Source organism: Shewanella vesiculosa, assembly GCF_009994065.1.
Classification (GTDB): domain Bacteria; phylum Pseudomonadota; class Gammaproteobacteria; order Enterobacterales; family Shewanellaceae; genus Shewanella; species Shewanella vesiculosa.
Map to the genome: position 1 here is coordinate 366,459 of NZ_JAACSD010000004.1, position 12,782 is coordinate 379,240.

11 protein-coding genes and 1 tRNA gene are annotated in these 12,782 nt (G+C 41.3%); 10 read left to right on the forward strand and 2 right to left on the reverse strand.

Features of this window, described 5'->3' with window-relative positions:
* The first annotated feature begins 103 nt into the window (after positions 1-103).
* The 9 genes from GW828_RS03885 (at position 104) to GW828_RS03925 (ending at position 8,904) form a co-directional block, all read left to right on the forward strand.
* A complete protein-coding gene (locus GW828_RS03885; protein WP_182696803.1) occupies positions 104-2,254 on the forward strand; it encodes a M3 family metallopeptidase in 2,151 nt (716 codons plus the stop codon).
* A 198-nt stretch (positions 2,255-2,452) separates the two neighbouring features.
* Positions 2,453-2,542, forward strand: a tRNA-Ser gene (locus tag GW828_RS03890).
* A gap of 1,027 nt (positions 2,543-3,569) precedes the next feature.
* On the forward strand, positions 3,570-3,920 hold the full coding sequence (locus tag GW828_RS03895) for a hypothetical protein (RefSeq protein ID WP_273057846.1): 351 nt from the start codon (positions 3,570-3,572) through the stop codon (positions 3,918-3,920).
* A gap of 95 nt (positions 3,921-4,015) precedes the next feature.
* Complete coding sequence (locus GW828_RS03900; protein ID WP_273057945.1) at positions 4,016-4,813, forward strand: alpha/beta fold hydrolase; 798 nt, start codon at positions 4,016-4,018, stop codon at positions 4,811-4,813.
* 81 nt (positions 4,814-4,894) lie between these two features.
* Positions 4,895-5,098, forward strand: a complete 204-nt coding sequence (locus GW828_RS03905; RefSeq protein ID WP_182696808.1) for a Sec-independent protein translocase family protein — start codon at positions 4,895-4,897, stop codon at positions 5,096-5,098.
* 563 nt (positions 5,099-5,661) lie between these two features.
* Positions 5,662-7,224, forward strand: a complete 1,563-nt coding sequence (locus tag GW828_RS03910; RefSeq protein WP_273057845.1) for a peptide MFS transporter — start codon at positions 5,662-5,664, stop codon at positions 7,222-7,224.
* Between the two features lie 298 nt (positions 7,225-7,522).
* Complete coding sequence (locus tag GW828_RS03915) at positions 7,523-7,981, forward strand: nuclear transport factor 2 family protein (protein WP_182696810.1); 459 nt, start codon at positions 7,523-7,525, stop codon at positions 7,979-7,981.
* 13 nt (positions 7,982-7,994) lie between these two features.
* Positions 7,995-8,456 (forward strand): DUF1499 domain-containing protein, encoded by a 462-nt coding sequence (locus GW828_RS03920; protein ID WP_182723596.1) that lies wholly within the window; start codon positions 7,995-7,997, stop codon positions 8,454-8,456.
* Between the two features lie 256 nt (positions 8,457-8,712).
* Positions 8,713-8,904 (forward strand): DUF3185 family protein, encoded by a 192-nt coding sequence (locus GW828_RS03925; protein ID WP_124015207.1) that lies wholly within the window; start codon positions 8,713-8,715, stop codon positions 8,902-8,904.
* A 149-nt stretch (positions 8,905-9,053) separates the two neighbouring features.
* Here GW828_RS03925 and GW828_RS03930 read toward each other — a convergent pair whose 3' ends face one another.
* Together GW828_RS03930 and GW828_RS03935 are read right to left on the reverse strand one after the other, a co-directional pair.
* Positions 9,054-10,817 carry a flotillin family protein gene (locus GW828_RS03930; protein ID WP_273057844.1) on the reverse strand — a complete coding sequence of 588 codons (1,764 nt, stop codon included), beginning with the start codon at positions 10,815-10,817 and terminating at the stop codon, positions 9,054-9,056.
* A 97-nt stretch (positions 10,818-10,914) separates the two neighbouring features.
* Positions 10,915-11,556, reverse strand: coding sequence for a YqiJ family protein (locus GW828_RS03935; protein WP_273057843.1), 642 nt, complete (start codon positions 11,554-11,556; stop codon positions 10,915-10,917).
* Between the two features lie 369 nt (positions 11,557-11,925).
* Between GW828_RS03935 and GW828_RS03940 the strand changes: the two genes are divergently transcribed.
* Entirely contained in the window at positions 11,926-12,669 is a 744-nt protein-coding gene (locus tag GW828_RS03940) for a sulfite exporter TauE/SafE family protein (RefSeq protein ID WP_182723598.1), read from the forward strand.
* Positions 12,670-12,782: the final 113 nt, after the last annotated feature.

The following is a 12,782-nucleotide window of genomic DNA, read 5'->3' on the forward strand; positions in this document are numbered from 1 at the left end:
TTGGTACGATTTCATTACGTTTTTATTGTCACTATTCAGCCACGCAACACATTTTGAATAGGCATACAAACACCTAAAAGGGCCAAGACCCAAGGATATTACAATGCGTAAAACACTTATTACCACTGCAGTTAGTGCTGCATTGATGCTCAGCGCGTGTTCAGAGCAATCAGCAAACACCTCAGCGGCAGCCGAAACAGTAGAAGCATCAACCATGACCCAAGCACCAGCAACTGCTGAAAACGTTCTGTTAACACCAAGCCCTTTACAATACATGGCTCCTCAGTTCGACAAGATAACCACCAGCGAATACTTACCAGCATTTGAGCAAGGCATAAAAGAACATAATGCTGAACTCGCAGCAATTACTAATAACAGTGAAGCGGCCACATTCGACAATACCATTGTTGCACTTGAAAAAACCGGTGCGATTTTAGATCGCACTCAACGAGTATTTTTCAATCTGTCAGGGCTCATTTCAGATGACAACTTCACCAGTATTGAAGAACAAATAGTGCCAAAACTAACGGCACATCAAGACAATATCTATCTTGATGATAAGTTATTTGCTCGCATTCAAGCGGTTTATAAAAACAAAGCAACATTAACTGGTGAAGACTTACGTTTAGTTGAAGTGTATTACGACCGTTTTGTCCGTGCCGGCGCTAAACTGTCTAATGCAGACAAAACTAAAATGCGTGAATTAAACGGTGAATTAGCTAAATTTGAAACCAGTTTCTCGCAAAACGTATTGAAATCATTTAAAGATGACGTCATCGTCGTGACAGACAAAGCCATGCTAGATGGCTTATCAGACAGTGACATCGCTTCATTGGCCGCTGCCGCAAAAGATGCTGGCAAAACGGGCTACATGATCACCTTAGTCAACACCACCACTCAGCCGCTATTGTCTAGCCTGAAAAACCGCGATTTACGTAAACAGCTATGGGAAACTTCAGCTTATCGCGCCATGGACACTAACGCGCCATTAAACATTAAAATTGCTCAACTGCGCGCACAAAAAGCTGAACTACTCGGCTACCCAACATGGGCTGCTTATTCTCTTGGCGACCAAATGGCCAAAACCCCAGAAGCCGTTTACGAAATTCTCGACGATTTAGCACCTAAAGCACTGGTTAAAGCAAAAGTGGAAGCCGCTGATATTCAAGCTGAAATCGTTAAAGACGGTAAAGACTTCAAACTTGAGCCATGGGACTGGGCTTACTATGCTGAAAAAGTTCGTAAAGCCAAATATGACTTAGATGACGGCCAAGTTAAGCCATACTTTGAAATGAATACCGTATTAAACGACGGCTTATTCTTTGCAATGAATAAGCTTTACGGCATCACGGTAAAACCTCGTACTGACTTACCTGTGTGGCAAGAAGACGTCACCGCATATGAAATCTTTAATAAAGACGGTAGCTCTATTGGTTTATTCTATTTAGACCCATACGCGCGCCAAGGCAAGCGTGGCGGTGCATGGATGGATGAGTTAGTCAGCCAGTCATTCTTAAAAGGCACTAAGCCTGTTGTCTACAACGCACTCAACATTCCAAAGCCAGCCGACGGTCAACCAACGCTAATGACATTCGACGAAGTGAGCACCATGTTCCATGAATTTGGGCATGCTATTCACGGGTTATTCTCACAAGTTAACTATCCAAGCCTTGCTGGCACGTTAACAGCTCGTGACTTTGTTGAGTTTCCATCACAAGCAAACGAAGACTGGAGTATCGACCCACAAGTGCTAGCCAACTACGCTAAGCACTATAAAACGGGCGAACCTATTCCAGCAGAGCTACTGGCTAAAGTATTAAAGTCGCATACCTTTAACCAAGGTTTCGGCACAGTTGAATACTTAGCAGCAGCCTTACTGGATATGGAATGGCACTCAATTACTTCAGATACTGAAATCACTGACGTGGCAACCTTTGAAAAACAAGCACTCGCAAAACACGGTTTGGATTACACACCAGTGCCTCCTCGCTATAAAACTACCTACTTTAGCCACAGCTTCGGTGGCGGTTACTCAGCAGGTTACTACGCGTACTTGTGGACTGAAGTTTTTGCCGCTGACGCCTTCTCTTACATGATGGATAACGGTGGATTAACCTTAGAAAATGGCCAAAAATACCGTGACACTATTTTGTCAAAAGGTAACAGCCAAGATCTGATGCAAGACTACATCGACTTTACTGGTAAGAAACCATCAACGGATGCTTTATTAAAGCGTCGTGGTTTAGTTAACTAGGTATTATTGTCGTTACAGCAGCCTCTCTTGTTGGCAATTCGCCAGTAAGAGAGGTCAGTAGCGAAAGCGCGTTAAAGACTAAAAAGGGTAAATATTGTGCAAACGCGAGCCTTTTTGTGTCATTTTGCACATTTGTTGTGCCATCGAACACATCAAGGCTTTACATTTTCGCCAATACCCTTATTATTCACCGCGTTCGGAGGGATGGCAGAGTGGTCGAATGCACCGGTCTTGAAAACCGGCAACGGTTTATCCCGTTCTAGGGTTCAAATCCCTATCCCTCCGCCACATTCAAATAAAAAGGCCTTATCGAAAGATAAGGCCTTTTTATTTGGGCGAAAGATAGGACTTTGAACCCACGGGTTCCTTTTTATTACAAGCAAGCTATCCCTCCGCTACATTCAATGAAAAAGCCTTATCAGAAATGATAGGGCTTTTTTGTGTCTGTAACATTTGAATCCAAGGTTCCTATTTATAAAAGATCGCTATCCCTCCGCCACATTCAAATAAAAAGGCCCGCTATTTATAGCGGGCCTTTTTATTGGGCGAAAGATAGGACTTTGAACCCACGGGTTACTTTTTATTACAAGCAAGCTATCCCTCCGCTACATTCAATGAAAAAGCCTTATCAGAAATGATAGGGCTTTTTTGTGTCTGTAACATTTGAACCCAAGGTTCCTCTTTAATTACAAGCAAGCTATCACTCCGCCACATTCAACGGGGAAGTCTCATCAGCAATGATGGGGCTTTTTTGTTATAGAATCAGCTTTTTTGATTACTGCGTAATTACACGAGAATTTTAATGTTTTCAGTTTGTGTTAATTCATTCTATACATAGTTTATGTATTCATTTAACGCTATATGCCGCATTCCTAAATGTAATTCAGTGTAATCGCTGAGGCATACATGCTGACTTTATTTATTGAAAAATAGTTACTCGAAGTATTGAGGTGCTTGTCTATAGAAACCATTATTTACTGGCTAGATTGTGCTTAACCGAATGAGCTGATTTTATATACAGGTATAAATAGATTTTGCTTAAGTAAAATCAAACCACTCATTAGGTAAGCCTAAAGTCGTAATGTAGATTTATTTCGAAAAGTATAATTGATTGATAATATTGCAAATAAATATTATCGCTTGTTTTTCAAACGACATTAACGCGCAACCTCGGTTGAGTTGGAATGTTGAGAGTATTTTATCACTTTACATCAAAGACATAGAGAATGTAGGATGATATAAATCAATAACTTGAATAGCGGACTTTATCGGGCGAGCCGTTCAATAAGCTGTTAGAGCTACCAAGAGGATGGTAATGGATTCTAGGGAATTGAATGAAATATATGGTTATGAAGCTAGAGTACAGTTGAGCTTTATTTCTTACATGAAAATTGCTTCGATAATTTGCTTTACCTTTGCAATCGTCGTTACTATTTTTCTTCGTACAATAGTTATAACAACCACTGAGTCTGGCATTAATGAATCTATATTAAATACTTGGATGGCTGGTTATATGCTTGTTGGCTTTTTTATTACTAGCTTTCTTAGCTCAGCTATTTCTTTCCCTATCTATTCATTAATTTGCTCAAAGCAAAAGGGGCAGAGAGTAACTGGCAGGTTTGCTATATTGATAAGTAGCTCTAACAAGTCAATAAAGCAGGGCTAAAAACAGTTGGCCGTGCTCCTGCCTCGCTGACTTTAGCCAACAATTTTTAGCCTCTTATTGAGGCGTTAGTGTTTTGAGGAGCAGATTTGAAATTCATTTCATTAATTGGCATTGCATTATCATTCTCAATAGCGGCACAACCTAACCTGATTAACGTTAATGAGTTTCAACTTGAATACGAAGTTGCTGGGCAGGGTAAGCATACCGTTTTATTGGAAGCTGGTGGTGGTGCAAGCATGTCTGATTGGGATACTGTTTTCAACCGAATAGCAGAGCATGCAACGGTCATTCGCTATTCTAGAGTTGGTAATGGCAAATCAACAGTTATTAAGCGTCATTTTACGTCGAATGATTATGCAGACTACGCTAGTGAACTTTTAGTTAATTTGAATATTAAACAGCCTGTCATTTTGGTCGCTCATTCATATGGTGGCAACATCGCAAGAGACTTTGCAACTGCTTATCCAAAACAAATAAAAGCGCTCTTATTGTTAGATCCGTCCTCTGAACATGATGTTGATATATTGCGGGCCATTGATTTAGAAAAAGCGAACCGAGAAATTGCTCAAATCAAGCTAGATGATATGGCTAATGGTATGTCAAACCAATATCTCGATTTTTGGAGTAAAAGACCGCTTCCTGATTATCCACAGATCAAAGATATACCCGTAACGGTTATTGCCTCTGTCAGGAAAACAAAGAATCCTGCTAACTTGTTTTTTACCGATGAAGGCAGAAAAATGTGGGGGGAACTGTGGCAAACTTGGGCTGGTGCATTTCCACAGGGGAAAACTGTTCTAACAGAAAAAAGTGGCCATTTTGTTCAGATGGATGAACCTGAGCTAGTTGTAAATGAGCTTTTAGCCTTGATGCAAAAGCTGGACAAACACTAACAAGTAAAGGCAACTGATGCGCACTGTGCAGCAGCTTTAAGCATTATGTTTTTTGTAGTTTCAATTAAAAAGGAGTTTATTATGGGAGGTATAAGTATTTGGCAAATTTTGATTATTCCTGTTTTTATAATATGGATGTTACCTTGGATACTAGCTTTAGTGTCTAAAAAAGCAAAAGGTGCACAGAAAGTAATTTGGTTTCTAATGTCGTTTTTTATATCCTGGATAGGGTATTTTGTTTATTACTTTGTAGTAATCAAAGAACTCCCAGAAAACAACACATAACAAGAGACTATGGCTCAATAACTATAACTATAACTATAACTATAACTATAACTATAACTATAACTATAACTATAACTATGATTCAGCTTTAGCATTTCTGACTGAACATCATTTTTCTAGCGATAGAAATACCAGTTTGATGTAACAATTTACTCATTCAATATCCCTGCAACCCGCGTATACAGGCGTCTTAGAAATAGGAAACACCTCCCCTATTCGCCGCATTAAAGACGAAGGGCTCATCAGCAATGATGAGCCTTTTTTCATTTGACGAAAGATAGGACTTTTAACCCATGGGTTCCTCTTTATGTAAGCAAGCTATCCCACCGCCACATTTATCGAGAGAGCTCAGTTGTGAACATTGTTTTTTGGATTGAGCCATTTGAGTCCAGAAGTTTCTATCTATTAAAATTGAACCAACAAAAACCTTAAGATTAACTGAAATTGAAAAGTTGATTTGTAACAAAATCTGTTTTTACCATTATCTACCATTGGTTTGCTTTGGTTATCGCCTTATACTTTTGAGCTCAAATATTAAAACAACAATGTTGGAAGCAAGCGATATGACTATTGGGACTGCTCCGGTAAGTAAAACACATTCATTTATGACTGTGTCCCTTATTGAATTATGGGAACGCTTTGGCTATTACGGCATGCAAGCGCTGATTGTGTACTTTATGGTGCAGCGCCTTGGCTTTGATGACTCTCGCGCGAACTTAGTGTGGAGTGCCTGTGCGGCGCTCATTTATGTATCACCGGCGATTGGTGGCTGGGTTGGGGATAAGATCCTCGGCACTAAACGCACTATGCTGCTGGGCGCAGGGATTCTGTCTCTGGGTTATGCGCTGATGGCCGTACCCACTGAAAATACTTGGTTTATGTTTTCAGCACTCGGTGTGATTGTAGTTGGTAACGGCCTGTTCAAACCAAATGCCGGTAACTTAGTTCGTAAGATTTACGAAGGTGATGATTCTAAAATCGACAGTGCATTTACCATCTATTATATGGCGGTAAACGTCGGTTCGACCTTCTCTATGTTATTGACACCTTGGATTAAAGATTACGTTAATGCCGAGTATGGTAACGAATTTGGCTGGCATGCGGCCTTTGCCGTGTGTTGTGTCGGCATTTTGGTAGGTTTAGGCAATTATGCACTCATGTGTAAAAGTTTAGCCCACTTTGGTTCAGAGCCTGATACGCGCCCAGTAAACAAAAAAAGCCTTGCCATCGTATTGGCGCTAGCTGCATTGTCGGTAGTCGCTTCAGCCATTATTCTTGAATATGAAGCGGTTGCCCGTGTCTTCGTTTACGCCGCTGGTGTAGCGGTATTGGCAATCTTCTTTCACTTGATCCGCACCAGCGAAACCAGTGAACGAGCAGGACTGATTGCAGCGCTGATCCTCACAGTGCAAACCGTGTTCTTCTTTATTTTCTATCAGCAAATGTCGACTTCATTAGCGTTGTTTGCCCTGCGTAATGTGGACTGGGATTTCCAATTCTTTGGTACTCATTTATGGACTTGGTCGCCAGCCCAGTTCCAAGCATTGAACCCATTATGGATCATGGTGTTAAGCCCTGTACTTGCGTGGAGTTATTCGTGGGCGGGTCGCAATAATAAAGACTTCTCTATCGCAGCGAAATTTGCCCTCGGTTTTGCAGTAGTGGCTATCGGCTTCTTTATCTATGGCTTTGCTGATCAATTTGCCGTCAATGGTAAAACCTCTTCATGGATCATGATCTGGGGCTATGCCTCATATTCTTTAGGTGAATTGCTGGTGAGTGGCCTTGGTCTTGCGATGATTGCACGCTACGTGCCAGCGCGTATGGGCGGCTTTATGATGGGAGCCTATTTCGTCGCCTCAGGTATTTCTCAGTATCTGGGCGGTGTGGTCGCTAACTTCGCCAGTGTGCCGAAAGATTTAGTTGATCCACTGCAAACCTTACCTGTGTATACCAGCCTATTTAATAAACTGGGTATCGCAGCCGTGGTTTGTACCTTTATCGCCCTTGCCGTATTACCGCTGATGCGTCGCCTGACGGAGACTCACAACTCACATAACACAGTTATTGATGATGTTGGTGACAGTGCAGCAGCATCGCTACGTGATGTAAAAGCCGAGCAGTAATGCCGAGCTGACAAAGCTTTATTGAATAAAAATCAACTGCCGATAAGCCATGCTCATCGGCAGTTTTTTTATGACTTAACTCATCTTAAAAAACCTACCGTCATTAAATCAGCCTCTTTCCCCTGTAAATTGTCATAAAAGGCTATCGTTACTTAACCTAAAAGCCGTTATGTTAATGAACCAAGGATTGGCGGCGATGTTAGCCGGCCAATAATATTAAGCTCAATGTTATGCTGTCCGAACTCAACATTAGTACATATCCTGAGTTCAGGTGACTTACTCTTAAGGAGTCATAGTAATGAAAAAAATCTACTTAGTTTTATTAACCTTGGTTTCGATGTCATCGGTTGCAGATGATGGCGGCTTAGCTGACCAAATGAAAGCGCTTGATACCGCGGTGTTTGACTCATTTAATCATTGTGAAAATCCTGAAGAACTGCAGAAACATGCGAGCTACTTTGCCACTGATGTCGAGTTTTATCATGATAATGGCGGAGTAACCTGGGATCGTGACACCATGATCGCCAATACGAAAAATAATGCCTGTGGCCATTACACTCGAAAGCTGGTTGAGGGCTCTTTTAACGTCCACCCGATTAAAGATTTTGGGGCGATTACCGAAGGGGAACATATCTTTTGTCACAATAAAACCAACCAATGCGAAGGTAAAGCTGACTTTGTCATGGTTTGGCGTAAAGTAGACGACAAATGGCAAATAACTCGAGTATTAAGTTACGGTCACCGTGAAAATAAATAAAAGGATATTAATAATGTACAAACAGATTTCAATTATTACACTCAGCATGATGCTGTTAATGGGCTGCTCTGGCACTGTACCGACCTTAGGCATCAATAATAGCCAATTGACACCCTGCCCTAATTCGCCAAACTGCGTTAATAGCCAACAAACCTCAGCAGATGAAGAGCATGCTATTGCACCGCTGTATTTCAGCGGAACCCAGCAGCAAGCACAAGTGCGCCTGTTACACATACTCAAGACTGCAGAGCGTGCCAATATCGTTGTGGTTGAGGACGATTATATTCGCGTAGAGTTTACCTCGCAGATAATGCGCTTTGTCGATGATGTGGAGTTTTACTTCCCATCAACCGCAGCGGATAAAATAACCATACATGTTAGATCAGCTTCGCGTATTGGCAGTTCTGATTTTGGGGTGAATCGTGAGCGAATAGAAAAAATCAGAGGTGAATTTAATGCCTTTAAACCACAATAAAAATCACCAAAATCATTTATAGAGGTATTGATAAAGCCAGCAATGACTTAGCTTATAGCAGTATTATTTGAACGACAATAAACTCGATACACGCGAGCATTTATCTGCTCATTAACGAAAACTATCTGTAAATGTACCTTTTAAATGTCCATTTTTCGTTTGCAGCGTCAGTCTTATGGCTAATAATAGAGGCTACTAACATTGGTCTATTCAACTAGGTCCATCAAGGATAACGTCATCAGAGTCTGGAGTAAGAATGAATAATAAAATTATCGGAATTGTGCTTGTCATTGCGGGTATTTTTTTAGCTTTGTGGGGCTACAATATTTATGATTCAGCGAGCTCTCAATTTACTAGGGCATTAAGTGGTGATACACCGATAGAAGCATGGGCAGGAATGGCAGGGGGTATCATTTGCGTGTTAATTGGTATCACAAAGTTAAAGTAAAGCCATTTTACCCGCGTTACTGATTTATGGTTTATCGCGGTGTGATGCTCATCAGTCAGGTAAATAATAAAAAGCGTCTATTGACGCTTTTTATTATTAATAGGGCAAGATAACAACACTCTGTTATGTAAACCCTCAGGGTAATCAGCTTATTGGGCTGGATTAACCCCAGGGGTAACTTCATCGACACTAAAGTCTGTTTTGGCCGATTGAATGACATTAATCGCTTCAGATGTCAGTGTATTATTGCCTGTCAGTAAGTCGTTTAAATTACCTGACTCTGCATTAACTAGCCCCAACTCGCGCAGCATGGCATCGACAACAGGTGCGTTGGCACGATAATTTAGTGCCGCGGTTGTCACTTGCTCAGCAATACCACCTTGCGATGGGTTACTCTCACCATTGCCAAACTGATTACCCGTACCATAGCCTTGTAAAATCTTAATGCCTTCGATGTTTTCCAGTGGTTTAACCGCTTGTGCGACAATTTCAGGTAAGGCTTTTAATATCGCTAATGATCTTTGTAAGGCAATTTGTTCGTTGCTCAGTACGTTTTCAGCTTCGTACTGCGCCCGCTTACCTGCCGCTTCTACTGCATAGATTTTCTCATCGGCTGAGGCTTTGAGCATCTTAGCGTCTGCACTGGCACGCGCTTCAATTAAAATGGCACTCGCTCTATCTTCCGCGGCAATTTTTTCTGATTCCGCTCTAACAGTAACACCTACTGCGTCGCGCTCAGCTTCTTTGCGGGCGTCAATAACTTCGATGTCTTTACGACGATTAGCTTCAGCAGTTTGGCGCGCTGTTATCACCGCTTCTTCTTTTTCTACCTTAGTTTTTTCCGCTTCTGCGGCGCGAGCACGGGCAGCAGACTCTTCTTCTGACTTAGCGGCTACGGCAATGCGTTTGTCTTGTTCTGATACTTCGATATCGCGTTGCTGCTGAATGCGTGACTGTTCAATAGACTTATATTTTTCAATTTCACGGGTTTCGATGTCTTTGGTTTTTTCAATTTCAGCGGTTTCAATTGCGCGCTCTTTAGCAATTTCGGCTTCACGCTCTTCGCGGGCTTTGTTTTCTTTTTGTTTAATGATTTCAGCTTTTTGATCGGCACGTTTAAATTCAAGTGACTGTTGCTGCGCGAGGCGTGCTTCTTCTTCCGACTTTTCAATCTCTAACGATTCTTTTTCTGCTTCAAGATTACGCTGTTCAATTTTAATGCGGTTTTCTTGTTGAATATCGTTGGTTTCTTTACGTTTTTCCTCAATGATTTTAGCTAGACGTGCCCGACCTTCGGCATCAAATGCATTATTTTCATTAAAGAATTGCAAGTCAGTTTGATCAAAACCCGTCAGTGAAACAGATTCGAGTTCTAAACCGTTTTTCTCAAGATCGTTGGCGACATTATTCTGCACTCGCTGAACAAAGTCAGCGCGCTGCTCGTGCATTTCGGTCATGGTCATTTCGGCTGCCACGGTACGTAATACGTCGACAAACTTTGATTCCATTAATTTTTTGAGTTCTTCAACACGATTAGTACGAGTGCCTAAGGTTTGTGCCGCCATAGAAATCCCTTCGGCATTCGGCGCAACTCGTAAATAAAAGTCGGCTTTTACGTCCACGCGCATTCTGTCTTTGGTGATCAGGGCATCTTTTTGGTTTTTTTCGACTTCAATACGCAAGGTATTCATGTTGACCGAAATCGTTTCGTGCAGCACTGGCAGCACAATTGCGCCACCATCTTTAATGATTTTCTCACCGCCAAAGCCTGTTCGCACAAATGCCATTTCTTTGCTGGCGCGTTTATACAGTTTGGCAAAAATCAGTCCTATTACAATCAAACCTAATATAACTAGGCCTGCAATTAATAAGATAAAGCTGCTTCCAGAATCAAAGCTTGTTAAGGTTTCCATTTAATGTCCTTTTAAATACAACAGAGTAATTCGATCATGTCAGCACAATGCAATGGCATGACCGTTTGAGAATATAGAGTGATTATTATTAAGTTAACTAAATTTGTGCAGCCGTCCACACCTTGCCTTTGCGAGCTAACAGTACAACTTCCGCGCCTCGGACAAATTCAATACCTAGGCGTTCTGGCTCAACTAATACATAGTGTTTTTGTTGAAATTCGTCACGTGCCACCGCCTCTGTAGGCATGCCTTTAACTGCACGCCCCTGAGTAATGGTAGCGACGCAACCGACAAGTGAGTCAACAGAAATCGCCGAGGTTTCATTTTTAGGAAGAATATTAGCAACAGCATTGCCGAGGAAATGACTAGAAATAAGCGTAATAATAAACGCGATAGGTACAGTGATAAGTTGCGGCAGTAGTCCTGCTGAGATTTGTAAGCTAGTAAAGTTAATTACATAGCCTGCAATCGCAAAGCTACTTAATATCAACACCAGCCAAATAAGCAGCGGTAAACGATCAAGGCACAACCAGCCCAATAAACCTGTCATGCCGGTGATAGACGTTTCAGCATCCATATCGACATCAGTATCAATATCGACTGATAACGAGTTGTCTAACGCGCTAAAAATGCTTAAACCAGCAATCATTGCGATAAGCTCAAAGGTGCCCAACATGATCACTATTACCAGTGCAATTGAAAAAGGCACATTTCCATGAGCGCTCAAAAATGCCAGCATTGTTCCTCCATTAACGATGTGAATTCCATTTATTCGTAAATTATCACGTTATTTTGCAATAGGATATCAGGCAATAACGCTTTTCAACATAAAACTAAAATTAACCAACATTATTGTCTCACATCATAATAAATTAATTGCACCCACAAGGGTAAATAGATAATTATTGATCAGTACAATAACGCCCTAGGGTAACTATTCGCTCAATTAGATCATCGCGCATTTCTCCTAAGTTGAGATTAAATATGCTATTCACCAGCTGAGCATATACCATTAGGCAGTGATATTATCTTTCCCTAATAATCCAAATTGCCAATTCTAACTATCTACTATTAATTGCCAATAATCATGATTGGCGCAGGAGTGTCGGTGTTAACAGATCCATTATTTTGGTTAGTGGCTATTCCAGCAGTATTAATCACAGGTATGTCAAAATCAGGTTTTGCTGGTGGTGCTGGCGGGTTAACTGTGCCGTTATTAGCATTAGCGATTAGCCCCGCAACCGCTGCGGCAGTGATGCTACCCTTGCTCGTTTATATGGACTTTTTAAGTGTACGCTCGTGGTGGGGGAAACAAAATACAGCACAATTGTGGATTTTATTGCCTGCTGCTATCGTCGGTATTGTGGTGGCTTATCTATTATTTGATCAACTTAATGAACAATACTTACGCGGTATACTTGGCGTGATTTCATTAGGGTTTGGCATCTACGGCCTCACATTAGGTGAATGGTCACAACGAAAACCATCCGCGCTAATGGGTAGAATGTGCGGCACCATTGCAGGCTTTACCAGCTTTGTTGCCCATGCGGGAGGACCACCATTAAATGCCTATCTGATCCCACTGCGTTTAGCTAAAACAGAATACTTGGGAACTGCCGTAGTGTTTTTTGCGGTGATAAATTTAGTTAAGTTAATTCCCTATAGTATGTTGGGGCAAATTAACCTGAGCAATTTATTAATCTCGGCATCATTAGCGCCTATCGCTTGGATTGGCGTAAAATTGGGACTACGCATCCAGGATAAATTTGACGAAAAACAGTTTAAAAAAATCATTCTTAGCTTAATGATCATCGTTGGTTTGCGATTACTATGGACGGCATTTAACCCGTGATAGTAAAGGTCACCATTAGGCTAATAAAGTCATCATATGGATCTGATAGTATGAATTTAATGGGGCTGATTTACTGATATTATTGCCATTAACCTACTTGATACCATCAGACA